The sequence below is a fragment of the Streptomyces sp. NPDC001056 genome (assembly GCF_053598955.1).
The window spans coordinates 75,521-99,821 of record NZ_JBSFLI010000026.1 but is presented as its reverse complement, the minus strand read 5'-3'; the positions used below and the strand labels follow the sequence as shown (position 1 = coordinate 99,821).

Sequence of the window (24,301 nt, the reverse complement as noted above, 5' to 3'; positions counted from 1 at the left end):
ACGACGATCAGCCCGCCGGTCGCCAGCCGAGCGCGGGTCCCAGCTTCGTCGCCATGTCGGTGAGGATCTGTACGTAGTCCTCGTGCGCGAAGGTGAACGGCAGCGCGAAGGCCACCTCGTCGACCTCCCGGAACGCGGCGTCCGCCCGCAGCCGCTCGGCCAGTTCCGCCGAGGTGCCGACCAGGTCCGGCGCGAACAGCAGCCGCGCCGGGCCCTGCGGGGTGGTGGTGCGGGGCAGCCGCTGAGCCGCGAACTCGGCGTATCTGGCGCGCTGTTCGGGTGTCGCCGAGTCGGTGGGTATCACCACCAGCCCCTGCGAGACCCGGGCGGCCTCGCCGTCGGGGTGGTGCGCCCGGAACTCACGGATCAGGGACAGCTGTGTCTCCGCGAAGTCCGGCGGCCCCTCCGGGTCCTCGGCCTTGACGACGCTGCTGGTCAGGAAGTTCATCCCGTGCAGACCCGCCCAGCGAGCGGAGCCGAGGCTGCCGCCGCCGTACCAGAGCCGTCGGCCGAGCCCGGGGGAGTGGGGCTGCACCACATCGCTGAACACCTCGAAGCCCTCGACCCCGCTGAAGTCGCTGGCCGGCTCGCCGCGCACGAGGTCCAGCAGTCGCCGTACCCGCTCGTGGCCGAAGTCCTCGGTGTCGCCGGTGTCCGGGTAGAGGGCGTCCTTCACCTGGTCGTAGTGCGTCGGCGGGCCCACGCTGACGCCCGGGTTCAGCCGGCCGCCGGACAGGACGTCGACGGTCGCCAGGTCCTCGGCGAGGCGCAGCGGGTTCTCCCAGCCGAGCGGGGTGACCGCGGTGCCCAGTTCGATGCGGCGGGTGCGCTGCGAGGCGGCGGCGAGGACGGCGACCGGGGACGAGATGCCGTACTGCAGATGCCGGTGGCGGACCCAGGCGCTGTCGAAGCCGAGCCGCTCGCCCAACTCGATGATCTCCAGCGTGGACTCGTGGCCCCGGGCCGGGTCCGCCGGGTCGAACAGGCCGATCGTGAGGAAGCCCAGCTTGCGCAGAGGGCGTGGGGCGGACGGCACGGGCTCCTCCAGCGGTCGTACAGCGGTTCCGCTTCGAGTGTGGCAGCCGAGTGTGACAACTGTGTGACCGGTTTTCGGCGGAGGGGCCCGGACCGTCCGGCGGGGTCACTTCAGGGGGATGACGACCTCGTCCTCCAACGGCGGGTCCAGCTCCTGCGGGCGGTTGCCGGTCGCGGCGAAGCAGCGGATGCGCAGCTCCTGCGCGTCGACGTCCAGGCGCAGGAAGGACTTGAAGAAGGGCGGCGTGTAGGTGACGGAGGACGGCGAGAAGAGCTGGGTGTACATCTTGCGCACCGGCAGCCGGAAGCGCGAGGTGCGGTCGGGGCGGCCGCCGGCGCCGAGGAGGCTCGCGACCAGGCGGGTGCGCCGGGTGACCCGGGTGTCCGACGCCGGGGCCCGGCCCGGCTCGATGCCGAGGCGTTCGGCGATCACGGCCGTGGCCTCCGACTCGCTGAGACCGAGGCGGCGCAGCCGCAGCCGGCGGGCGTACAGACGGCTGTAGAACGCGAGCGAGTCGCCGCGCAGCGGGTAGCAGCGGAAGTCGCGCTCGGTGACCCCGCCGACCGACACCCGCGGGATGGTGTGCGTGGCGTGCATGAACGCGCCGCCGCCGCCCGAGACGACGTACTGGATGGTGCGGCCGTCCACCTGGACCGGGTACCGCTGGTAGTTGTGGATGTCGCCGCCGATCGCGGCCACGTAGTGGTGCTCCGGGTCCCGGACGATGTCGTCCACGGTGCCGCCGCCGTCGATGGGACACGGGTGGTGCTCGCCGTCGACGTACAGCGGTGACCCGGTGACCAGGATCTTCGGCCGCGGCCCCTGGGACACCTCGCGCAGCCAGGCGCCCTGTTCGGCGTCGAGGGTGCCGAGGAGGCCGGTGTCGATGCCGATGATCCGCACCGGTCCGGCGTCCAACGCCCAGTAGGGACCCGGCTGTTCGGCCTGCTGCTCGGGCGCCGACCGCAACGTCCTCGCCGCGTCGAGGTGTTGTCCGTCGGCCGGGCGCGGCCGGTGCCACAGCCGCGCCTGCCACCAGGCGCGGCTCAGCGGGCGGGGGCGGGGCGCGGGGCCGAGCGGCGGGGTGTCGGCGCAGAAGACGCGCATGAAGGCGCCGAGGTCCTCGTACCAGTCGTGGTTTCCCGGTATCGCGTAGATCGGCGCCGGGTAGTCCTGGTACGGCCGGAAGAACTTGTCCCGGTAGTCGTCGGCGCTGCCCACCGGGTAGATGACATCGCTGGTGATCACCGCGAACTCGGTGCCCTGACCGATCTTCAGGAACCCCGGCACGGCCGCGTACTGGGAGTCGCCGCCCTCGCCCGGGTCCCCGATGACCATGAAGGAGAACCCGTCCGGCACCTCCCGCCGGAACACCTTGTCGGCGGGCACCCCCGCGGCCTGCCTGCGGGACACCCACCGGCCGCGGGTGCGGCCGGTGGGGTCGCCGAACCAGGAGGCCAGCACCCCGTTGCGGGCGGCCCACAGCAGTCGGGGGTTCAGCCACGACACTTTCTCGACCTGGGCCGGCATCAGCTGCTTGTAGGCACCCGGTTCGGCCGAGCCCCAGCCGGCGCCCTGTGCGGTATCACGAGAGGAGTCAGACACGCGAAGACCGTAACAACGCGCCGACCAGCGGCGGGAGGCCGGGGGCGCGGGTCAACGGCGCGCGTCGGCAACCCCGTTCACAGCGGCCGGAATCCGGTCCGCCGTCTCGCGGGCCGCGGCCGACGCGAAGCCCAGCCAGGTGTGCCGGTTGCCCGCCCAGCACCAGCCCACCTTGGGGGCATCACGACGCTCACGGCCGTCCCGTCCGGTGCCGTTGCTGATCCACAGGGCAGGAGTACGCGAGTCCAGGGCGCCGTCGGCCTTGCGCAGCCGGGAGCCGATGGTCATGAAGCAGTGGTTGCGCTCCAGGGCGTTCGGCTGCTGGAGCACCCAGTGGATGCCCTCGGTGACCAGCAGCGGGGTGCGGGACCGCGCGGTGAGGGTGGGAAGCGCCTCGTTAGGGCTCCGGTTGGCCAGGTCGTCGCCGCGGTCGAGGCCGGTGAGGAGGTAGAGCGGTGCCTCGGGCAGCGCGACGGTGTCGAGCGGCGCGAAGCGGTCGACGTCGGGCATGTCCACGACGACGAAACCCGGTTTGCCGTCCCGGCGCAGCAGCGGCGCGAGGACGGAGGCGGGGGCCCGGTCCGGGTGGACGGCGAGCAGGGCGCCCGTGCCGCCCATGACGGCCTCGGCGCGCCCGGCGACGTCACGGATCTCGGCGGGCGACAGTCCGGCGATGTCCGGCACCCCGCTCTCGATCAGCCGCTCGGCCTGCGTGCCGAGGGGCGGAAGCGGCGGGAACGAAGGGATGGTTGACGCGGTCTCGGACACACTGCTCCCAAGGGCTTCGATGTGGACGGACCCACGCACAACGAGCCGGCCCGCCGGATGATTCCCGCGGGCACGGCCTTGGTCGCGTCTCAGGCGGGCAGCTCGGCGAGCCAGTCGATGAGCAGGCGGTTGGTGTCCTCGGGGCGCTCCTGCTGGATCCAGTGGCCGCAGTCGTCGAGGAGGTGCGAGGAGACGAGGCCCGGCAGGGTGACGGGGAACGCCTTGATGGCCTCGGACAGCCAGGACGTGGTGGCGTCCAGGGCGCCGCCGATGAACAGGGACGGCTGCGTCAGGGGAGCGCCGTTGTGATCGGCGAGGTCCGCCCAGTCGCGGTCCATGGTGCGGTAGCGGTTGAGCGGTCCGGTCAGGCCGGTCCGCTCGAACTCCCCTGCGTAGTGGTCGAGTTCCGCCTCGCCGAGCCAGGCGGGCGCCGGGCCGGCGGGGAAGCGCTCGCGCAGGGTGCCGCCCGGACTGACGAAGTACGGGGCGGGGTCGCCGGGACCGGGCATGGTCTCGGCGGACAGGGCCCGGTAGAAGCCCGCGAGCCAGCCTCGTACATCTGGTTCGATCTCGGCCTCGGCGCGGCCCGGCTCCTGGAAGTAGGAGATGTAGAACTCGTCCTCCCCGCCGCCCATATGGGCGAAGACCTCGGTGGGCCGGGGCTCGCTGCGCGGGGTGTACGGCACGCTGAGCATGCCGACCGCCCGGAAGACGTCCGGCCTGAGCAGACCGGAGCCCGAGGCGATGGCCGAGCCCCAGTCGTGGCCGACGACCACCGCGGATTCCTCGCCGAGCGCGTGGACCACCGCGACGTTGTCCTCCACGAGTTCGACCAGCCGGTACGCGTCCGTCGCGGACGGCTTGGAGGAACGGCCGTATCCGCGCACGTCGATGGCCACCGCGCGGTATCCGGCCGCCGCGAGGGCCGGCAACTGGTGGCGCCACGAGTACCAGGACTCCGGGAACCCGTGCACGAGCAGGACCAGCGGCCCGCTGCCCTGCTCCACGAGATGGATCCGTCCGGCCGGAGCGGGAACCAGCCGATGCGTGAAGTGCGTGCCGTGCGTCATCGCGCCCTCCTGTGGGCAGTCAAGGGGTGGATCGAAGGATGTGGTTTCAAGTCTTTTCCCGGTGCAACGAGGCGATGGCGCGCGCGGTCGCCGTGCCGATCGCGGCATTGACCGCGGCGTCGTCCGCTCCCGGCCGTGACCTGGTGAAGACGGCGGCCGCGTACCGGCGGCCGTCCGGACAGGAGGCGACGCCGACCTCATTGCGTACGACTCCGACGAGCCCCCCGCTCTTGGCCGCCACCCGCACCGGCGGCCGGAACGCGCTCGCGATCCGGTGCCGGGTGAGCTGCCGCGCCATGGGCGCCCGCACCCGGGCACAGGCGGCGGGCGGTCCCGCCTGATCGGTCCAGACGAGCCGGAGCAGCGTGACCATGTCGCGCGGTGTGGTGCGGGTGCCCGCGCCGGGGGTGAGCGCGCGGGTCGCGGGCAACCGTGCGTCGGTCCGCGCCGACTCCGGCGCCGACGCACGGTCCGACCAGGCGACCAGGTCCGCCCAGCCCGCGTGGCCGAGGTCCTCGCCGATCGAGTCCAGCATGGTGCGCAGATCGGACCGGACCACCGTGTTCCCCAGCCCGAGCCTCGCGGCCGTCGTGTTCAGGGCGTCGACACCGAGACGGCGCGTCAGGGCGTCGGCGCTCGGGTTGTCGCTGATGGTCAGCATCAGTGTGACCATGTCCCGCCAGGACAGCACCGCGTCGTCCTCGAACAGCGACACCCCCACCGGGCCGGGAGTGCGCCCGGCCGCGCTCAGCGCCACCGGTTCCCGTGGGTCCAGCCGGCCCTCGGCGAACCAGGTCTCGGCCTCCAGCGCGACCAGCACCTTGACGACCGAGGCCGGCACCACCAGTTGATCGGCGTTCAGCCCGAACTCCTTGTCCTCGTACAGGGGTTGTACGAGCAGTGCGCCCGTGCAGCCCGCCCGGACGAAGACCGCCCGCACCTCGTCGTCCACCATGGAACCGATCTTCCCAGGGCGGCGCCCTGTGTCACAGGGGCCTCAACCGTTGTTTCATGAACGTGAATTGGCCGCTGAAGAAGCACACAGCGACGTCATAGGGAAAACCCTCGATTGACCTCCGGGCTGGTGACATGGCCGGGTCAAGGCTGTCATTCTCCCAGCGCACGCTGATCCCCCACGAGCGCAACACGGATCACGGTCCCCGCACAGCACCACCCACCGGACAACAGACCCTGCTGTCCGGTCCTTCACAGGCCGCGACCCGGCGGCCTCCGCAGGAGGAGTAAGAGTGAGACCCCACAGATCCCTTTCTCACGGACGTCTTCCCCAGGGACGTCCCTCCAGGCGGGCGCAGGTCGGAGCCGCGCTGCTCTCCACCGCGGCCTTCCTCGCCGTCGGCATGCAGGCGGTCCCCGCGACCGCCGCGCCCGCCGCGCACCACCTCAGCCCCCTGCGCACCGGCGCCCTGGAAGCCAAGCTCAGCCCGGCCCAGCAGAAGGCCCTGATCCAGAGCGCCCAGGCCAAGACGGCCGACACCGCCCGCACCCTCGGCCTCGGCGCCAAGGAGAAGCTGGTCGCCAAGAGCGTCGTCAAGGACGCCGACGGCACGCTGCACACCCGCTACGAGCGCACCTACGACGGCCTGCCCGTCCTCGGCGGCGACCTCATCGTGCACACGCCGCCCGCCTCGCTGGCGGCCGGCACCGTGAGCGCCACGTACAACAACAAGCACAAGATCGCGGTGTCCTCCACCACCGCGACCGTCGCCAAGTCGGCCGCCGAGAGCAAGGCGCTGAAGACCGCCAAGGCCCTCGACGCCGCCAAGCCCGCCGCCGACAGCGCCCGCAAGGTGATCTGGGCCGGCAACGGCACCCCGAAGCTTGCCTGGGAGACCGTGATCGGCGGCTTCCAGGACGACGGCACGCCGAGCAAGCTGCACGTCATCACCGACGCCACCACCGGCAAGGAGCTGTACCGGTACCAGGGCATCGAGACCGGCGTCGGCAAGACCTACTACAGCGGCCAGGTCTCGCTGACCACGACCCAGTCGGGCTCGTCGTACACCCTGACCGACGGCACGCGCGGCGGTCACAAGACGTACAACCTGAACCACGGCACCTCCGGCACCGGCACGCTGTTCTCGCAGACCAGCGACACCTGGGGCGACGGCACCAACTCCAACGCCGCCACCGCCGGCGCGGACGCCGCCTACGGCGCGCAGGAGACGTGGGACTTCTACAAGAACACCTTCGGGCGCAGCGGCATCAAGAACGACGGTGTCGGCGCCTACTCCCGCGTCCACTACGGCAACGCGTACGTGAACGCGTTCTGGGACGACAGCTGCTTCTGCATGACGTACGGCGACGGTTCCGGGAACGCCGACCCGCTGACCTCGCTGGACGTGGCCGGCCACGAGATGAGCCACGGTGTCACCTCCAACACCGCGGGCCTCAACTACAGCGGTGAGTCCGGCGGTCTGAACGAGGCCACCTCGGACATCTTCGGCACCGGCGTGGAGTTCTACGCCAACAACAGCTCGGACCCCGGTGACTACCTCATCGGCGAGAAGATCAACATCAACGGCGACGGCACCCCGCTGCGCTACATGGACAAGCCGAGCAAGGACGGCGGTTCGGCGGACAGCTGGTACTCGGGCGTCGGCAACCTCGACGTGCACTACTCCTCGGGTCCGGCGAACCACATGTTCTACCTGCTGTCCGAGGGCAGCGGCACCAAGGTCATCAACGGTGTGACCTACAACAGCCCGACCTCCGACGGCGTCGCCGTCACCGGCATCGGCCGGGACGCCGCCCTCCAGATCTGGTATAAGGCGCTGACGTCGTACATGACGTCCAGCACCGACTACGCCGGTGCCCGCACCGCGGCCCTCAACGCGGCCTCCGCGCTGTACGGCGCCAACTCCGCGCAGTACGCGGCCGTGGGCAACGCCTTCGCGGGCATCAACGTCGGCAGCCACATCACCCCGCCGAGCAGCGGCGTGACGGTCACCAACCCGGGCAGCCAGTCCTCCACCGTGGGCACGGCGGTCAGCCTCCAGGTCCAGGCGAGCAGCACCAACAGCGGCTCCCTCACCTACAGCGCCTCGGGTCTGCCGACCGGTCTGTCGATCAACAGCTCCACCGGTGTGATCTCCGGTACGCCGTCCGCGGCCGGGACCTACAGCACCACCGTCACGGTGACGGACTCCACCGGTGCGACCGGTACCGCGACCTTCTCCTGGACGGTCAGCGCCAGCGGCGGTGGCGGCTGCTCCTCGTCGCAGCTGCTGGCCAACCCGGGCTTCGAGTCGGGCAGCACCGGCTGGACCGCGTCCAGCGGTGTCATCACCAACGGCACCGGTGAGGCGGCCCACGGCGGCTCGTACTACGCCTGGATGGACGGCTACGGCTCCTCGCACACCGACACCGTGTCCCAGTCGGTGACGATCCCCGCGGGCTGCAAGGCGACCCTGTCCTTCTACCTGCACGTCGACACGGCCGAGACCACCACCAGCACCGCGTACGACAAGCTGACGGTCACCGCCGGCTCGACCACCCTGGCGTCGTACTCGAACCTGAACGCCAACTCGGGCTACGTCCTGAAGACCTTCGACCTGTCCTCGCTGGCGGGCCAGACGGTCACCCTGAAGTTCAACGGTGTCGAGGACTCCTCGCTCCAGACCAGCTTCGTCGTGGACGACACGTCCCTGACCACCAGCTGATCACCCGCACGACCTGAACACGAGGGTCCCGCTCCCCGGCCGGGGAGCGGGACCCTCTCATGTCGTCAGCTCAGCGGGCCCAGCGTCAGATACGCCTGCTGCGGGTCGCCGTCGTCGACCAGCGACTCCTGGTCGCCGACGTCGTCGAAGGCGAACGCGTAGGCCTTGCCGTCCGCCATCTGCCCGTGCACCGCCCGCGCGTACTGGTTGGTCACCGCGTCCTGGTAGAAGTCACCCGGCGTGTTGTCGGGCGCCTGCGAACTCACCAGCAGGGTCGAGCGGTTGAAGCCGGCGCACAGCGTACGGGAGACGGGCCCGCGCACCGCGTCGTTGGGCGCGTCCAGGAGCTTGTGGCAGCCGAACACGCTGTCCGCGTCCGGTTTCCGGAAGCTGGTGACGACCGCGCCGGAGGAGTCGGTGAAGTTCATGACGTCCCCCGAGACCCGGCCGTAGAACTTCTTGCCGGGCTGGTCGGCGAACGGCGTGACGGTCAGCGTCGACGTCGTGTACTTCTGCCAGACCCGGTTCACGTAGTCGTCCATCGCGTTCGCGGGCAGCGCGCCGGTCTCCACGCCGTACAGCGGCGACAGCGCGCGCAGCACGGTGCCGTCAGCGCGGGTCTGGACCAGCCCGGACCAGCCGCCCGGCTGGGCCCGCAGGGCGCCGAAGAACCCCGACCAGCCCCCTTGTCTCAGCTGCCCCGTGGTGCTGACGCTCCCGTCGGCGCGGCGCACCCCGACGGAGTACGGCGCCGAGAACATGTCCACCTGCGTGCTGTTGAGCCACAGCCCGGCGTCGTTCAGCGTGTACTCGGACCAGTTGAAGAGGATGTCGTGGTTCGGGTCCGACGGGTTCTGCACGGCCGGCTGGACCAGCCCGCCGGTGGTGAGCTTGAAGACGAGCTTCTGGCCGTAGGAGAAGTAGATCCGGCCGGAGAACTTCGGGATGCGTATCGTGGTCGACTGCCCGGCGGCCGGACCGGGAATCGCCGCGTCCGGCGCGGGAGTCGGGGGGTTCCCGCCCGCGGGCCAGGCGTGGAAGGCGCCGTTGGCGTCGGCCCAGCCCTGCTGCCCGGAGGACAGCTGGGTGCCGAGATCGTAGAGGTAGACGGGCTCGGAGCGGCCCGAGTCGTTGGTGACGGTCAGTGCGATGGTGTCCGGCACGGCCGCCGTGGCGTGTCCGGGGACGCCGAGGGCGAGCGCTCCGCCGACGAGGGCGGTGGCGGCGGCTAACGGCAGTGCGCGGTGAGCCGGGACGTACGGCACTCTCCACCTCCGTGTGGGGGTCGGGGTCGTACGGACCTCTCGTCTTGGTCCGTACCTGCGTGAGAGCGCTCTCAGCGTGATGCCGTCGTCGTACCCGTGTCAACGAGTGGGGCGGGACTTCCGGTTCGCCGTCACCGCCCGGCGCCCACCACGGGGCGGGCGCCGTGGGCCGGTGCGGGACGGTTCAGGAGGTTCGGAAGGCGCGGTCGAGCAGGGCCAGCAGGGCCGACCAGTGGCGTTCGTCGGCCTGCCGGTCGTAGGCGGGGGTGTCGGCCTGCGTGTAGCCGTGCTGCGCGCCCGGATACACCTCGGAGGTGTACCGCACCCCGGCCGCGTCCAGTGCCTGCTCCAGCTCCCGGATCTGCTCCGCCGGCATGGAGGCGTCCTGGTCCGCGAAGCCGAAGTACAGCTCCGCGGTGACGTTTCCGGCGCCGCGGTGCGGGCTGTCCGGGGCGTCGGTGACCAGCCTGCCGCCGTGGAAGCCGGCCGCCGCGGCCACCCGTTCGGGATGCGTGGCCGCCGTGCGCAGGGCGAGCCGGGCGCCCATGCAGTAGCCGGTCACCGCGACCGGGCCGTCGGCGACGAACGGGTTGTCCGCGAGGAAGCCCAGATAGGCGTCCGCGTCCCGCCGGGACTGCTCGGGGGTGAGCGAGTCCATCACCGGGCGGATGCGCCGCCAGATGGTCGGGTCGGCCGACGGGTCGATGAACTCCGGCAGCTCACCGAACGGCTTGCCGCCGTGCCGGTAGAAGACGTTGGGCAGCAGGACCGTGTACCCGGCGGCCGCCAGCCGGTCGGCCATCGACCTCAGCTGGGGGCGCGGGCCGTACGCGTCCTGGTAGAACAGCACGCCCGGATGCGGCTCGCCGTCCGCGGGATGGGCGAGGTAGGCGTCGGCGGTGCCGTCCGCGGTGGTGACGTCGACGGATGCGCCCTGTACGTCGGTCATGGTGACAGGCCTCCTGGGGAAGGGTCGGCGGGTGTCCCGCCGGGCCGCGGGTACGCCGGGTGTGCTGCGAGGACGCGTGGGGTGCGTCCGGCGGCTCTCATGCTGCCACGCAAGATCCACGCCCTTGCGACCGGTCCCGCCGGGGTGCCCCCGCCTCACTCGAAGCGCGAGGTGTCCCCGGCGCCGCGCCGGACGATCTCCGCCTCGCCGCTGGAGAAGTCGACCACCGTGGTCGGCTCGGTGCCGCAGTCCCCGGAGTCGACCACCACGTCCACCACGTGGTCGAGGCGGTCCTTGATCTCCCAGCCCTGGGTCAGCGGCTCCTCCTCGCCCGGCAGCAGCAGCGTGCTGGACAGCAGCGGCTCGCCCAGCTCGGCCAGCAGCGCCTGGGTGACCACGTGGTCCGGGATGCGCACGCCCACGGTCTTCTTCTTCGGGTGCATCAGCTTGCGCGGGACCTCGCGGGTGGCCGGGAGGATGAAGGTGTAGCTGCCGGGCGTGGACGCCTTCACGGCCCGGAACACGTCGTTGTCCACCCGCACGAACTGCCCGAGCTGGGCGAAGTCCCGGCACATCAGCGTGAAGTGGTGCCGGTCGTCCAGTTGGCGGATGGCACGGATCCGGTCCACACCGTCCCGGCTGCCCAGGCGGCAGCCCAGCGCGTAGCAGGAGTCGGTCGGGTATGCGATGAGTGCCCCCGACCGCACCGCGTCGGCGATCTGCGCGATGCTGCGTGCCTGCGGGTTCTCGGGGTGCACGTCGAAGTACTTCGCCATCCACCGAGCTTATGCCGTCTCCGCGGACGACGCGGGCAGCAGGGGCGCCGCCTGTCGCGCACGCCCCCCGATCCGGCCCGCACGCCCCCTCGTTCCCACCCGAACGGACCCTCGTCACAGACATCAGGACCCCGGATGCCCGCGGGAAGCACTCCGGTGTGTCCCCGACCCCCGGCGCCCGAACCCTGAGCCGTCCGGAGCCTTTCCCCCTGGGCCCCGGAGGCAGTGCCTCCGCCGGTGGCCGCACCCCCCTGGCCGCCTGCCGAGCCATGCACGGCCGGATGGGGCGGGAAGGCCGACTGTCGGGTAACGTCCCGCTGAACACCAGGCCGACATGGACGACAGGAGAGGGACGCGTGGCCCGCCGAATGGAGGAGGAGCCGGTGTCCCGGCCGTCGTACGGGACCGAGGGCGCCTGGGCGCGCGAGCTGCTCGACCAGCTGCGCCCCGCGGGGCGCGACCTGAACCGGCTGGTCGCCTGGCTCGCCCGGAGCGCCGGCGCGTCGGTGCGGCTCCAGGAGGCGCGCGGCGGCCTCCTCGCCGAAGCCGGGGAACGGCTGGCCCTGGACGCCACCGTCGTCGCCGACGTGGCCGCGGGCCGGGTCTCCGCCGCCGCGCTGGAGGACGGCACCCGGCATGTGCGCCTGGTCGGGATACGGCATCTCGGACCGGACCCGGCCGCCTCGGCCGTGCTGGCCGTGGCCCGTCGGGAACCCTTCGACCGGCACACCACCGAGATCCTCGGCCACACCGCGGGCGTGCTCGAACTCCTCCTGCGGGAACGCGAGTTGGCGCACGCCGACCACCGGCTGCGGCAGGCCACCGCCGACCTGCGCCTCGCCATCCTGCAACTGCTGATGGTGGAGGACACCGTCTCCGCCCGCCGGGTCGCCGCGGGACTGTGGCCGGGACTGCTGGAGAGCGACACCGCCCGTGTGTACGTCATCGAGGGCAGCGCCGGCGAACGCGACCGGCTCGCCGAGGACTGCGGGGCGGCCACCAGGGGCGGCGCGCTCGTGGTGCGCTGCCCGGCGGTGGACGAACACGTCATCGTGCTCGGCCCGGCCGCCGAGGTGGAGGAGCGGCTGCGTTCCCTGGTCGCCGTCCGGCCCGGCACCTATCTCGGCGGCAGCCCCCGTCAGCGCCTCGCCCTGACCGCCACCGCCTACGGACAGGCCGTCACCGCGCTCGCCGTGGCCCGCTTCAGCCCGGAGCGCGCCGCCGTCTACGCCGAACGCACCCGCCCCGCCCGCCTGATGGACCCGGCCGCGCTGCACGCCTGGTCGGCCGCCCTGCTGCGTCCGCTGGACACACTGCCGTACCACGTGCGCGCCGAACTCCTCGCCACCACCCGGCTGGGCCTGGAGTTCACCGCGGTGAGCACGGCCAAGGTGCTCGGCGTCAGCCGCAACACCGTGCGCGCCCGCATGGACCGGGTCGCCGCGCTGCTCGGCGCCGACTTCTCCGCCCTGGCCGTCCGCGCCGTGGCGCACATCGCGCTCAACACCGAGGCGGCGCACGGTCCGTACGACCCCGAGGGCAACGCCCCCGCCGCGCCGGTGACGTTCGCGGACCTGCTCGGTGGCGACGCGCTGCGCGGCTGGGCGCAGGGCCTGCTCGGCCGTCTCGACGGCGACGGCCGGGACCTGCGCGGCACCCTGCGCGCCTGGCTGGCCGCCGACGCGAACGCCGGGCCCGCCGCCGAGGCGCGGGGTGTGCACGCCCAGACCGTACGGGAGCACGTGCGGGCCGCCGAACCCGTCCTGGAGCGCCGGCTGCTGTCCGGGGGCACCGATCTGTACGAGGTCGTCCTCGCCCACCTCGTCACCGGTGAACTCCCGGTCCCCGCCCTCGACCCGGCGAACCCGGACCAAGCGGACGCGGTTGTGCACCGGTGAGTGCTACGCGCGTTGTGCCGGGCACCGGTGCGCTGGTACGGACCGTGCCTCGCACGTAGGTTCACTTGCAGCGGGGCACGACCGGGACGGGGGGCCGGTCGGGGCCCCGCGTGTTCTCTTCGGCGTGTGAGTCCTGCCGCGCCGGCGTCGCGTCGCCCGCTCCCCCCCGCGCCCGTCCGTCCCGCGCGGGATGTTTGTCCGACGGGCGGAAGGCCCCGTTCGAGCGATGCCGTCACCCGACCCGGTGAGCCCGCCGCGCCGGGCGTACCACCGGCAGGCGCGAAACGTTGCCCCGGCAGGAGCCGCTGGGAGGACCGGATGCCGCGGGGGGATCGGATGGAGCGCGTCGAGGGGGTCCGGGCGTCGCGGACCCGGGAGCCCATCTACGACCGGCTCGTCGCCGAATGGCGGGCGCAGGGCCGGACCGTGCCCACCGGCCCCGAGGTGCCCTGGACCTCCCTCGCCGGTCTCGCCGACCTCGCGGGCCTCGCCCTGCGCACCCGGCCCGGACCCGAGCGGTCCCGTGGCGCCGTACCGGACGAGCCGTCACGGCTCCCGGGGCCCGCGCGGTGGTGAGGCGAGGACCGCCAGTGTGCCGTTGGCCTGCTGCAACGCGTCCTCCAGGGTGCCGGGGGAGTGCAGGGTGCCGGTGCCGTCGGGCGGCACCAGCCACTCCAGGGAGCGGGCGGGCCGGTAGGGCGGCGGTACGGCGACCCAGGAGCCCCGGGTCGCGTAGCGCAGCCCCGCGCCCACCCAGCCCCCGGCGGGGTCGGGCGGCAGGAAGAAGCCGACCCGGCGCGCCGTGAGGTCCACCAGGGTCGGGCCCGGCACCGGCAGCGCGGGCCGCCAGAGCAGGTCAAGGGTGAGCATGCCGAGCCGCTCGGGGACGCTGAGCATGTCCCAGAAGCGCCCCGCCTCCAGCAGCGCGATCCCCTCCCCGTGGTCCCACTCCCACTTGCAGGCGCGCGGATCCGCCGCCGATGCCGCCAGCCATTCCACGCCCCGCATCCACATCGTGTTCGTCATGCACTGCTCCGCGTTCTCGGGCACTCGGTGCGTCCGCACAGCAACCCGGCATATGCATGCTCGTAGATATTTCTATGCTGCGGAAGGGGTGGCGCGGCGTGGCGTTTATGGCGATGTGTTCGAAATCCGGGTGCCGGTTCGTCAGTCGACCGAGGGGGACGCGTCACTTCTTCCGAGGGGCAAGGGCGGGAGAGGCGAATGATTCGAGTGCTGTCGCGATCGCTTCACGCGGCTGCTGGGGAGACGGGTGCCGCTCCGGTCGTCGTCCCACGTCGTTCCGTCGCCTGGCTCCGGCGAGGTTTTTCCTTGGACCGCACCCGTCTGCGCACCCTCCCGGCCCGGGAGAGCGCCGGGGCCGAGCGTCGCACCCCGCGCTCACGCGCCGCGTACGCCGGGGCCGACCCCGGTATCCGGCCGGGGCGCGGCGTCCGGCTGACCGATGCGGACGGGCACGCGTCCATCGACTTCCGCCTCGGCGACACCGCCGTGATGCGGTCGACCCCTTGCCGACGGCGGTCACCGAGGAGGCCCTCGCTCACCGCGACCGACGCCGACCGCTGGGCGATCCGGTTCGCCCGCGCCCTCCTCGAACACATGCTCACCGACCAGGCGTCCGCGCGGACGGGCAGGCTGTGCGAACGCTCCGGGGCGGGCATCCCCCTCACCCCGTTCCAGGGCGGGACGAGCCGAGAGGGATGATGTCCGCCATGGACGACATCGACCGGGCCATCCTGCGCGAGTTGCAGACCGACGGCCGTATCGCCTACGCCGACCTCGGTCCCAAGGTGGGCCTGTCCCCCTCCGCGGCCCGGCAGCGGCTCCAGCGGCTGCTGGACTCCCGGGCCGTCCAGGTGGTCGGCGTCACCGATCCGATGGCGATGGGCGGCCAGGCCATGGCCCTGCTCGGGATCGGCGTGGACGGCGACCCGCGCGCCGTCGCCGACGCCCTCGCCGAGCGGTCCGAGGTCGTGTACGCCGTGCTCACCTCGGGCGGCTTCGACCTGTTCGCCGAGGTGGTGGCGTCCGGTCCGAAGGCACTGCTGGACTTCGTCAACGACGTGGTCCGCCCGATCGAGGGCGTCCGCGAGATCCGGTCCTTCCCGTATTTCGGCATCCACACCCACCGCTTCCTGTGGGACGTGGGCTGATTGCCCCTCACGGGACGCGGGCGGACCGAGGCGGTCAGGCGGGCGGGTGGCCCGGGTCCGGTGCGAGGACCAGCATCGTCACGTCGTCGCGGACCTCGTACCCCAGCCGGTCGAGGTCGGTCCACACGGCGGTGGGCAGCTCGCCGCCGCGGGCGCCCGCGAGGGCGGCCAGCCGGTCCGGCAGCGGGTAGAAGACCCCGGATCGGTCCCGTGCCTCCCAGACGCCGTCGGAGGCCAGCAGCAGCCGGTCGCCCGGCTCCAGCGGCACCGTGACCTCCTTCGGCGGATCGGCCCCGACCAGGCCGATGCCCAGCGGGGTGCCCGGCGTCACGGTGATCTCCCGCGCGTCGCCCTCGCGCAGCAGGACCGGCGCCGGATGACCGCAGGCCACCACCCGCATCGTGCGCGCGTCGGCCGGGAACTCCAGCAGGACCGCCGTCGCGAACAGCTCCCCGTCCGGCCTGCCCGCCGCGTCCACCTCCAGACGGCGGTCGAGCCGGGCCGCCACCGACTCCAGGTCCTGCTGGTCCAGGACCGCCTCCCGGAACGCGCCCAGCAGGGACACCACGGTCGCGACCGCCGCCAGCCCGTGCCCGCGCACATCGCCCATCACCGCCCGTACGCCGGACGGCCCCTCGCGCACGTCGAAGAAGTCCCCGCCCACCAGGGTGCCGTTCTCGGCGGCCCGGTAGAAGCCCGCGCACCCGACGCGCCCGACCCGCTCGGGCAGCGGCGGCATCACCGCCCGCTGCACGGCCTCGCCGATCGCACGCTCCACCTGGAGCTGGGCGTCGCGGCGACTGCGCACGAACGACACGAACACACTGAGCAGGGCGACGAAGGAGATGGTGAGCAGATCGGTGTTGCCGGGCCGGTTCAGATGGTCCCAGGGCACGTTCAGGACCACGACCACCAGGAGGCCGAGCAGGGCGGTGACGAGCGGGCCGTACGACAGGACGGCCAGCGGGGGGATCGCGCCCAGCAGGAAACCCAGGTCGCTCGCGTGGGGGGTGATGGTCGCCGCCGTGGTCACCACGACCAGCAGCAGCACCGGCAGCAACCGGATCCACCACGGCGGCGGCGCGCCCCGCAACCAGCCGCGGTCCTCCTGGCTCCCACGCGACGACCGTTCGCGCACCGATCGCACATGCCCACGCTACGCCGCGACCGGGAGGAGGGCCCGTCGGTCGCGTCCCGCCGTCCCGGCGCTGCTCACCGGGACGGCACGGAAAACCGGTGGACGCCGGTTCGGCGGCCCGGCTAGCGTGTGGCCGCACGCCCGAGACGGACGAAGGAGGCGAGAGTCATGGCCACGGTCATCATGCGCTCCCCCCTCCCCGTCGCCCGGGTGTGCCAGGCCTGACCGGGAGCGCGTCCCGCCGCGAGGTCGTTCGCGGCACGTATCCCGGAGGAATCCTTGACCGATCTGGTCATGCGCACGCTCGACGCGAGCAGTGCGCACCTGTTCGACACCATGCCCGACCCGCTGGCCTTCGCCGAGCGGCACCGACGGGTGACCTTCCGCCCCGAGTGGCGGCGCATCGCGCTGCGCGACGGCCGTACCGTGGCCCGCGCCGCCTGGTGGGGCCGCGCCGAGGACACCGAGCCGCTGCTGGTCAACTGGCTGGACGTCGCCGAGGGCGAGGAGGCGGCGGGCGCCGAACTCCTGCGGACCGCGCCCTGGCGTCCCGACGAGCTCGAACTGGACATGCCCGGCGGCTGGCGCGACGACCCACGGCTGCGGGCCGCCGCCGAGAGCCGCACCGCGGCCGCGCGCATGGCCGGTTACACGCCGCTGGTGGAGCGCTTCCTCTACCGCTGGACCCCGCAGCACGGCCTACCCGAACGTCCCGGCCGCCTCGTCTTCACCCCGGAACCGGACGACGCGGTCTTCCTCGGCCTCCTGCGCCGCATCCACTCCGTCACCCTCGACGCGCACGCCCGCCGGGCCATCGCGGAGGGCGGGGTCGAGCAGGCCGCCCAGCAGGAGCTGGACATCTTCCACTGGATGCCGTCGCCGCGCTCCTGGTGGCAGATCGCCCGCACCCGCGCCGGCGACCCGGTCGGCATCCACATCCCCGCCCGCAACCCCTCGGGCCCCTGCGTCGGCTTCATCGGCGTCGTCCCCGAGCACCGCGGCCACGGCTACGCCTACGACCTCCTCGCCGAGTGCACCCACTTCCTGTCCCGCGAGGGCGCCGAGTTCGTCGCCGCCGCCACCGACCAGTCCAACTTCCCGATGGCCGCGCACTTCACCACGGCGGGGTATCCCGTCGTACGGGAGCGGCTGAACTTCTGGGCGGAGGGCGCTGTCGGCGCCGGGTGACCTGCTGACGGAGCGGTGATCGGCCGAGGAGCGGGGGAGGGGCCAGGGGGTTCACCGGTCAGGCGCGGGGCACCGTACGACGGAGTCCCGCTGCAGGGCGCTTTCCAGGAGCGGGGGCTTCATGCCCGCGATGGGGGAATTCCCCCCTTCGGGGGCACCTGGCCGCCTTTTCCTCTCCTGGTGCGGGCGGCGAGCCGATAGTGGAGCCGCCGCCGGGCCCGGGACCCGGTGGTGTTCTGGCGAACCGCATGACCGGAGGGGAACACACCATGGCCACCACCGAGGCGAACAACCGTGTCGAGCTCGTCTTCTCCCTGTTCGACGCCAACGGCAACGGCGTGCTGGACCCCGGGGACTTCGAGCTGATGGGCAGGCGGGTGGTGGAGGCCGTACCCGAGGCCGGGGACGGCGCGAAGCACAGGATGCTCAAGGCCTTCCAGGGTTACTGGGACACCCTGCGCACCGAGCTGGACGCCGACGGCGACGGGCAGGTCAGCCCCGAGGAGTTCAACGCCATCGTGCTGGACCCCCAGCGGTTCGACGTCACCGTCGACGAGTTCGCCGAGGCCCTCGCCGCGCTGGGCGACCCGGACGGCGACGGCTATGTCGAACGCCCCCACTTCATCGCCCTGATGACGGCCATCGGATTCCGACGCCCCAACATCGAGGCCCTGTTCGACGCCTTCGAGCCGGTCCACGGCGACCGCGTCCCCGTGGTCACGTGGGCCGACGGCATCCGTGACTACTACCGCCCCGAGAAGTCCGGCATCCCCGGCGACCACCTCACCACGGGCGCCACCCGGTGACCCACGAGCCAGCCGCCCCCGTCATCGGACTGGCCGTGGGCCGGGGCACCGGACCCGAACTCGCGGACGTCTTCGAGCGGGTGCTCGGCGCGCTGACCACCGGCCACCCCGGCGTGACGGTCGAGCGCTCCCCACGGCTCTACCACTCCTACGTCTCGCTGCGCGCCGAACGGGACATCGCCCGGATCCGCGACCTGACCGCCGCGGACGCCGACCACTACGAGCGGTTCTGCCGCACCCGCGCCGAGCGGGGCACGACGGCGATCTTCCGTACGGCCGTCAACGCGCAGTCGCTGTACCTCGTCCGCGAGCGGCTGCGCGCCGTCAAGGTGGATCTGCTGGGCGCGGACGGACGCTCCCTGCTGCTGGTGCGGGACCAGGCCCAGGGCTTCTACACCGGCGAGAACCGGCACACGCCCGGCGAGGTCACCCGCACCATGACCTTCGGCCGGGAGATCACCGGGGCCGTGGTCCGCTACGCCGTACACCGGGCCCGGCAGGAGTGGCCGGACGGGCGGATCGGCCGCGTGGTCATGGCGTACAAGTTCCATCTGCTGGACGGGGCGCTCGACGCCTGGGTGGCCGACCTCGCGGCCCGACTCGGCGTGGAGATCGGCCTGTTCCAGCCGGACACGGTCAACCGCGACCTCGTCACCCACGGCCTGCCCGACCGCACGCTCATGATCGCCGGGAACGAATGGGCCGACATCATGCACGTCATGCTGCTCGACCGGTTCGGCTCCGACCGGCAGGAGAACCGCTGCACCGAGAACGTCTTCCTCGATCCCGCGCTCGCGGGTCTCACCGAGTACCAGACGGTGCACGGCTCCGCCGACGACCTCGCCGGGCGGGACCTCGTCAACCCGGTGGCGACGATCCGCGCGGCCGCGCGCGTCGCGGAACGGCACGCCGGGCGCGCCGGCGCGGTGGAGGCCGTGGAGAAGGCGCTGCGCATCCTGGACGAGCGGGGCATGTCCACGCCCGACCTCGGCGGGCGGCACTCCACCACCGCCGTGACAGACGCCCTGCTGGGCATCCTCGACGCGCCCGGGCCCGGCGGGACACCGGCGGACACCGCCCTGGCCGGTGGGTCATGACCGCAGCGGCGGGGGAGCGGACGGCCCTGGTCGTCGTGGACGTGCAGAACGACTTCTGCACCGGCCCGGCGGCCCTGAGCCGCTTCGGCGGCGACCCCACCGTCCTGGACGCGGCCGTCGCGGGCACCGTCCGGGCGGTGGCCGCGGCACGGGCGCGCGACGTGGAGGTGATCTTCGTACGGTTCACCGGCGACCCCGAACACCAGGGCGCCGCCTGGCGGTTGCGGGACCGCGCCCTCGGCAAGCGGCCGAAGTGCCTGGAGGGCTCCTGGGGCGCGGAGTTCCACCGGGTCGCCCCGGCGCCGGGCGAGCGCGTCTTCACCAAGCGCGCCCGTTTCGACGCGTTCCTCGGCGAGGGCTTCGAGGAGCATCTCGGCGCGCGCGGCGTCGGGCACCTGGTCCTCGCCGGGGTGTACGCGGACGTGTGCGTGGACACCACCGCTCGCACGGCGTTCCAGAAGGGATTCCAGGTGACGGTCCTGACGGACTGCACCGCCGCCCTGCACCTGCCGTACGACGACGTCCTGCGGTTCATGCGCGTGGTTTACGGCGCCCGGACCACGACCGCGGCCGACCCGGCGGCCTGGACCGCGCCCGTCCCGCGGCCCGAGGAGGTGCCGTGCGCACGGCCGCCGGGCTGACCGACGAGGTGGCGCGGGGGGTGGGCCGGACCGCCCTGCTGGTGGCCGCGGCCCGCGCGATCGAGACACATCGCCCCGACGCGCTGGCCCGGGACCCGTTCGCCGAGCACTTCGTGCGCGCGGCGGCGGCCTCGGCGGGCTGGCCGGTCCGCCCGACCCAGGTGCCCGACGGGGACGCCGACCCGCTGTGGGGGAGGCTCGGCCGGTACTTCGCCCTGCGCACCCGCGTCCTGGACGACCATCTGCTCCGTTCGGCGCACCTGGGTGCCCGTCAGGTGGTGCTGCTGGGCGCGGGCCTGGACTGCCGGGCCTACCGGCTCGACTGGCCGCAGGGATGTGTGGTGTACGAGGTGGACACGGCGGGGGTGCTGGCCTTCAAACAGACGGTCCTCGACCGGCTCCGGGCCACCCCGGTGGCCGAGCGCCGGACCCTCGCGGCCGACCTCCGCGACGACTGGGCCGACGCGCTGCTGTCCGCGGGCTTCGACCCCGCGGCGCCCACCGCGTGGCTGGCCGAGGGCCTGCTGCTCTACCTGCCGGCACCGGCCGAACGGCGCCTCGTCGCGACGATCGACCGGCTCAGCGCGGCGGACAGCACCCTGGCCTACGAGATCAAGGACCTCATCGAGTCCCCCCGGGTGAGGTCCAGCCCCGTCTACACCACCGCCCGCCGGCGCATCGGCATCGACCTCCTCGCCCTCTTCGCCACCGGGCCCCGCCCGGACTCGGCCGCGGACCTCGCCTCCCACGGCTGGACGGTGACGATCCGCACCCCGTACGACTTCACCCGCCGCCACGGCCGCGGCCCCCTGCCCGAACCGAACGACGCCCTGGCGGCCAACCGCTGGATCTTCGCGGCGGCGTCGAGGGATGCGCAGGCGCCGGTTGCGACGCCTCGGGCGGCAGAACCGGCTTCGGACCGGAGCGGGCCCGGCGAGCCCCCTGTCCCGTGACTCCCTCGGTCCGGCCCCCTCTGCCTCGACGGGCCGGGCCGAGGGCCTACTCCGCGTCCGCCGTCAGCCGTGTCTCCGCCGCCGCCAGGATCTCCGTGACCCGGAGGCCGAAGGCCGCGTCGCAGGGGTGGGGGCGGCCGGTCGCGGCGGCGGTCAGGAGGGTGTCGGCGGCTCGGGTGAGGGCGGTGACGGCGTCTTCGGAGGGGGACGGCATGACGGTGACGCCGGAGTCGCCGCGGAGTTCGTACTCGGTGCCGGCGGCCGCGGGCGGAACCGTCTGGCTGAGGGTGACGGTACTGGAGGCCCCGGTGGTGTGGTCGAGGACCAGGTGCACGGTGTCGCCCGGACCGTGGGCCGCCGCCACCACCTGGGTGACGTCGCCGAGGACCGGCAGCAGCACCGACAGCGTGTGCGGGCCCACGTCCCACAGCGCGCCCTTCTCCCGGCGCCACGGCGACGCCGCGAAGGGGCTGTCGGTCGTGAACACCGCTCCCAGCCACTGCGCCCGCGCCGTGAACCAGCCCGCCGCGGCGGCCTGTTCCTCGATCCAGGCCTCCGGCTCCTTCTGGAAGCGCGTGGTGAAGAACACCACCGACGCCACCCCCGCCCGCTCCACCGCCTCGGCCACGGCCCGCGCGTCGGCGACCGACAGCGCGAGCGGCTTGTCGAGGAGCAGATGCCGCCCGGCCTCGGCGGCCCGCACCGCCAACGGGGCCTGCACGGAAGGCGGCAGGGCGACGGCGACCGCGTCCACGTCGGCCAGCAGCGCGTCCACGTCGGCGTACGGCGTGACGTCGTACCGCTGTGCGAGCGAGCCGGCCGCCTCGGGGCGGCGGCCCCACACCCCGGCGAACTCCAGGCCGGGGTGCCCGGCGAGGGCGGGGGCGTAGGCCGCCCGGGCCCAGGGACCCGTGCCCAGCAGTCCGATGCGCATGTGTCGTTCCTCTCTCCGAACCGTTCCCCGCGTCCTCAACAGCCTGCGCCCGGCGCTGTGTTCGCACACCCGTCTTGCGAAACCCCGTCCGCCGCGAGCCATTGGGCGATAGTGGCGGCGATCGGCTGGCCCGTGTCCATCTCGACGAAGCCGAACTGACCGGACTGGTTGCACTCCAGGAACCACCAGACGCCGTCCGCGTCCTCCGCGAAGTCGAACGCGCCATAGGCCAGTTCGGCGCCCCGAAGGTAGCGCAGGACCCCGTCGGCGACCCGCGGGAGCACCTCCACGGGCAGCCACGGCGACACGGACGGGGCGAACCGGATGTCCACGTCGTCGGGATGGGCGTCCGGATCGACCGGCTTGCGGGCCGCCAGCAGGGTGTCGCCGACGGCGGTGAGCCGGATGTCGGCCCGTTTGGGGACGTGTTGTTGCAGCAGCGTCGGGCCGAAGGCGACCGCCGTGAAGTCCGCGTCCGGCGCGACCCGGCTGGTCGGCACCGCCCGCGGCGGCTCCTGGGGATGCGCGCCGGAGACCGGCTTGACCACCAGATCCCGGTAGCGCGCCGCGAACTCCCGCGCCGCCTGCGGGAACGTGGTGATCAGCGTGGCCGGCACCGCGAGCCCGCTGCGCTGGGCGTGGTGCAGCTGCCAGGGCTTGTACCGGGCGCGGCGGGCGGCGTCCGGGTGGTTCATCCAGCGTGCGTCGGTCCAGCGGAGCATGCCGTACAGCGCCTGCGCGGACTCCTCGGTCAGCCAGGCAGACGGCTGGGCGGCGCGGGCGGCCGCCCTTCCGGGGCGGCGCACCCAGATGGAGCGCAGGCCGTCCATGTCCACCAGGCGCCCGCCGACGGACAGGTGTCCGTGGCGGTCGCCCAGCGCGTACTCGCCCGACAGTGCGACCCCGTCGGTCAGGTCGGCGGGATCGAGCCGGACGACGGGCACCCCGGCCTCACCGAGGCGGAGGACCACCATGTCCGCCGTCACGTCTTCTTCACTGGTCAGGATGAGCACGGTCATCGTCTGCGGGTCCGTGGCTCAGTCATCGAAGTGCGTCTTGGAACCGGCGGTCGAGGTCGTGGTTCCCAGCGCGCGCAGGGTCGCGTGGTCCGTCGCGGCGATCCGCCCGTCCGGGAGGACGTTCAACTGCAGTCCGGAGTCGTAGGCGTACGGAACGGTGACTTCCAACTGCACAGCCGGGCGCGCGTAGTTGAGCGTGAACGGTTGCATGGTCTCTCCCTGGTTCGGCTTTCACGTCCTTATACGAATCGAACGGATGATTGGTTTCCTTACGCTGCGTGACGATGGCGCGGACGGGGACCTTCCGCCGTTCCGCCGAGCGCCGTTCTCACGCCGCGAGTGCCCCGCGCGCCACCGTCAGCGCCTGTTCCGCGTACCCGCGTCCGAACAGCACCGCGTGCACGAGAAGCGGGAAGAGTTGGTGCACGCCGACGCGTTCGCGCCAGCCGTCGGTGAGCGGTGCCGCCTCCTGGTACCCCGCGAGGACGTGTTCGAGACAGGGGCAGCCGAAGAGCTGAAGCATCGCCAGATCGGTCTCGCGGTGCCCTCCGTGCGCGGCGGGGTCGATGAGCCGCACCTCGCCGTCGGCGCCCCACAGCACATTGCCGTTCCACAGATCGCCGTGCAGCCGGGCGGGCGGCTCCGCGGGCCCCGCCAGGTCCGGCAGCCGCGCACAGACCCGCTCGAACACCGCCGCCTCGTCCGGCCGCAGCGTGCCGCGCTCGACCGCGCCGCGCACATACGGGAGCACACGGTGTTCGGCGTACCAGTCCGGCCACCGGGCGCCCCGCACATTGCGCATGGGCGCGCGGCCGATGTACGCCTCCTCGGGCCCGCCGGGCGGCGCCGCCCCGAAGCCGGGAGCGCCGGACGCGTGGAGGGCCGCCAGTGCATGACCGAAACGGAGCGCCGCCTCCGCGTCGGGACGACCGGTCGCCACCCGCTCGGTGACCATCCAGTGCTCGTCGTGCCCGAGCACGGCCGGCAGTCGCACGGCACCGGCCGCGGCCAGCCAGCGCAGCCCCGCCACCTCCGCGCGCACCGCCCCGGGGGCGTCGCCGCGCTTGACCATCACCGGTGTGCCGTCGTCCAGCAGCACTTCCGCGGGCGACCCGGACGCCCCCCGCGCCACACCGACCGGGCGCCCGGTGAGCCGGGACGCCACCTGTCCAGGATCCTCGTCTCGCGTGACCACGGCTTCAGGGTACGGCGCGCAACCCCAGGTCAGGAGGGGGTACTTCGACCGTCGCTACGACGCTTTTCGGCCGATCGGCGCCGCCGTCCGCCCGCGCCGGTACCACGCC

General features: G+C 73.0%; 24 protein-coding genes. 10 read left to right on the top strand and 14 right to left on the bottom strand.

Features of this window, described 5'->3' with window-relative positions:
• Positions 1-7: 7 nt before the first annotated feature.
• The 5 genes from ACWDD7_RS27240 to ACWDD7_RS27220 form a co-directional block, all read right to left on the bottom strand.
• On the bottom strand, positions 8-1,036 hold the full coding sequence (locus ACWDD7_RS27240; RefSeq protein ID WP_450459350.1) for an LLM class flavin-dependent oxidoreductase: 1,029 nt from the start codon (positions 1,034-1,036) through the stop codon (positions 8-10).
• A gap of 105 nt (positions 1,037-1,141) precedes the next feature.
• Positions 1,142-2,641, bottom strand: coding sequence for a metallophosphoesterase family protein (locus tag ACWDD7_RS27235; RefSeq protein ID WP_450459349.1), 1,500 nt, complete (start codon positions 2,639-2,641; stop codon positions 1,142-1,144).
• Between the two features lie 51 nt (positions 2,642-2,692).
• Positions 2,693-3,409, bottom strand: coding sequence for a DUF5701 family protein (locus ACWDD7_RS27230; RefSeq protein WP_450459348.1), 717 nt, complete (start codon positions 3,407-3,409; stop codon positions 2,693-2,695).
• An 89-nt stretch (positions 3,410-3,498) separates the two neighbouring features.
• Positions 3,499-4,479, bottom strand: a complete 981-nt coding sequence (locus tag ACWDD7_RS27225; RefSeq protein WP_450459347.1) for an alpha/beta fold hydrolase — start codon at positions 4,477-4,479, stop codon at positions 3,499-3,501.
• A 46-nt stretch (positions 4,480-4,525) separates the two neighbouring features.
• The gene (locus ACWDD7_RS27220; RefSeq protein WP_450459346.1) at positions 4,526-5,434 is read right to left on the bottom strand and encodes a serine hydrolase; all 909 of its coding nucleotides are present in this window, start codon (positions 5,432-5,434) and stop codon (positions 4,526-4,528) included.
• A gap of 292 nt (positions 5,435-5,726) precedes the next feature.
• Here ACWDD7_RS27220 and ACWDD7_RS27215 point away from each other — a divergent pair, with 292 nt between their 5' ends.
• On the top strand, positions 5,727-8,159 hold the full coding sequence (locus ACWDD7_RS27215; RefSeq protein ID WP_450459345.1) for a M4 family metallopeptidase: 2,433 nt from the start codon (positions 5,727-5,729) through the stop codon (positions 8,157-8,159).
• A gap of 65 nt (positions 8,160-8,224) precedes the next feature.
• Here ACWDD7_RS27215 and ACWDD7_RS27210 read toward each other — a convergent pair whose 3' ends face one another.
• The 3 genes from ACWDD7_RS27210 to ACWDD7_RS27200 form a co-directional block, all read right to left on the bottom strand.
• Entirely contained in the window at positions 8,225-9,424 is a 1,200-nt protein-coding gene (locus ACWDD7_RS27210) for a glycoside hydrolase family 64 protein (protein WP_450459344.1), read from the bottom strand.
• 184 nt (positions 9,425-9,608) lie between these two features.
• Complete coding sequence (locus ACWDD7_RS27205) at positions 9,609-10,373, bottom strand: dienelactone hydrolase family protein (RefSeq protein ID WP_450459343.1); 765 nt, start codon at positions 10,371-10,373, stop codon at positions 9,609-9,611.
• 155 nt (positions 10,374-10,528) lie between these two features.
• Positions 10,529-11,149: an L-threonylcarbamoyladenylate synthase gene (locus tag ACWDD7_RS27200; protein WP_351877154.1), complete on the bottom strand. Its 621-nt coding sequence runs from the start codon at positions 11,147-11,149 to the stop codon at positions 10,529-10,531.
• Between the two features lie 356 nt (positions 11,150-11,505).
• Between ACWDD7_RS27200 and ACWDD7_RS27195 the strand changes: the two genes are divergently transcribed.
• Both ACWDD7_RS27195 and ACWDD7_RS27190 read left to right on the top strand, forming a co-directional pair.
• A complete protein-coding gene (locus tag ACWDD7_RS27195) occupies positions 11,506-13,047 on the top strand; it encodes a helix-turn-helix domain-containing protein (protein WP_450459342.1) in 1,542 nt (513 codons plus the stop codon).
• A gap of 336 nt (positions 13,048-13,383) precedes the next feature.
• Positions 13,384-13,623, top strand: coding sequence for a hypothetical protein (locus ACWDD7_RS27190; RefSeq protein WP_450459341.1), 240 nt, complete (start codon positions 13,384-13,386; stop codon positions 13,621-13,623).
• On the opposite strand, the gene ACWDD7_RS27185 is transcribed toward ACWDD7_RS27190, so the two are convergent.
• Positions 13,594-14,073: a hypothetical protein gene (locus ACWDD7_RS27185; protein WP_450459340.1), complete on the bottom strand. Its 480-nt coding sequence runs from the start codon at positions 14,071-14,073 to the stop codon at positions 13,594-13,596. The two genes, ACWDD7_RS27190 and ACWDD7_RS27185, sit on opposite strands and share 30 nt — an antisense overlap.
• 306 nt (positions 14,074-14,379) lie before the next feature.
• Between ACWDD7_RS27185 and ACWDD7_RS27180 the strand changes: the two genes are divergently transcribed.
• Together ACWDD7_RS27180 and ACWDD7_RS27175 are read left to right on the top strand one after the other, a co-directional pair.
• A complete protein-coding gene (locus ACWDD7_RS27180) occupies positions 14,380-14,772 on the top strand; it encodes a hypothetical protein (RefSeq protein ID WP_450459339.1) in 393 nt (130 codons plus the stop codon).
• Positions 14,773-14,780: 8 nt separating this feature from the next.
• On the top strand, positions 14,781-15,221 hold the full coding sequence (locus ACWDD7_RS27175; RefSeq protein ID WP_351877159.1) for an Lrp/AsnC family transcriptional regulator: 441 nt from the start codon (positions 14,781-14,783) through the stop codon (positions 15,219-15,221).
• A gap of 34 nt (positions 15,222-15,255) precedes the next feature.
• On the opposite strand, the gene ACWDD7_RS27170 is transcribed toward ACWDD7_RS27175, so the two are convergent.
• Positions 15,256-16,368 carry a PP2C family protein-serine/threonine phosphatase gene (locus ACWDD7_RS27170; protein WP_450459338.1) on the bottom strand — a complete coding sequence of 371 codons (1,113 nt, stop codon included), beginning with the start codon at positions 16,366-16,368 and terminating at the stop codon, positions 15,256-15,258.
• A 270-nt stretch (positions 16,369-16,638) separates the two neighbouring features.
• Between ACWDD7_RS27170 and ACWDD7_RS27165 the strand changes: the two genes are divergently transcribed.
• From ACWDD7_RS27165 to ACWDD7_RS27145, 5 genes are all read left to right on the top strand, one after another.
• Positions 16,639-17,547, top strand: a complete 909-nt coding sequence (locus tag ACWDD7_RS27165) for a GNAT family N-acetyltransferase (protein WP_351877150.1) — start codon at positions 16,639-16,641, stop codon at positions 17,545-17,547.
• A gap of 269 nt (positions 17,548-17,816) precedes the next feature.
• On the top strand, positions 17,817-18,353 hold the full coding sequence (locus tag ACWDD7_RS27160; RefSeq protein ID WP_450459337.1) for an EF-hand domain-containing protein: 537 nt from the start codon (positions 17,817-17,819) through the stop codon (positions 18,351-18,353).
• The gene (locus tag ACWDD7_RS27155; RefSeq protein ID WP_450459336.1) at positions 18,350-19,450 is read left to right on the top strand and encodes an isocitrate/isopropylmalate family dehydrogenase; all 1,101 of its coding nucleotides are present in this window, start codon (positions 18,350-18,352) and stop codon (positions 19,448-19,450) included. Before ACWDD7_RS27160 ends, ACWDD7_RS27155 begins: the two co-directional genes overlap by 4 nt.
• Positions 19,447-20,091 carry a cysteine hydrolase family protein gene (locus ACWDD7_RS27150; protein WP_450459335.1) on the top strand — a complete coding sequence of 215 codons (645 nt, stop codon included), beginning with the start codon at positions 19,447-19,449 and terminating at the stop codon, positions 20,089-20,091. The genes ACWDD7_RS27155 and ACWDD7_RS27150 overlap by 4 nt, the downstream gene beginning before the upstream one ends.
• Positions 20,070-21,044 carry a class I SAM-dependent methyltransferase gene (locus tag ACWDD7_RS27145; protein WP_450459334.1) on the top strand — a complete coding sequence of 325 codons (975 nt, stop codon included), beginning with the start codon at positions 20,070-20,072 and terminating at the stop codon, positions 21,042-21,044. Before ACWDD7_RS27150 ends, ACWDD7_RS27145 begins: the two co-directional genes overlap by 22 nt.
• Positions 21,045-21,090: 46 nt before the next feature.
• Here ACWDD7_RS27145 and ACWDD7_RS27140 read toward each other — a convergent pair whose 3' ends face one another.
• The 4 genes from ACWDD7_RS27140 to ACWDD7_RS27125 form a co-directional block, all read right to left on the bottom strand.
• Positions 21,091-21,978, bottom strand: a complete 888-nt coding sequence (locus ACWDD7_RS27140) for a Gfo/Idh/MocA family protein (protein ID WP_450459333.1) — start codon at positions 21,976-21,978, stop codon at positions 21,091-21,093.
• A 35-nt stretch (positions 21,979-22,013) separates the two neighbouring features.
• A complete protein-coding gene (gene tgmB / locus ACWDD7_RS27135; protein ID WP_450459332.1) occupies positions 22,014-22,997 on the bottom strand; it encodes an ATP-grasp ribosomal peptide maturase in 984 nt (327 codons plus the stop codon).
• 18 nt (positions 22,998-23,015) lie between these two features.
• Complete coding sequence (tgmA, locus tag ACWDD7_RS27130) at positions 23,016-23,207, bottom strand: putative ATP-grasp-modified RiPP (protein WP_046416733.1); 192 nt, start codon at positions 23,205-23,207, stop codon at positions 23,016-23,018.
• Positions 23,208-23,325: 118 nt separating this feature from the next.
• A complete protein-coding gene (locus ACWDD7_RS27125) occupies positions 23,326-24,162 on the bottom strand; it encodes a fructosamine kinase family protein (protein ID WP_450459367.1) in 837 nt (278 codons plus the stop codon).
• Positions 24,163-24,301 lie beyond the last annotated feature (139 nt).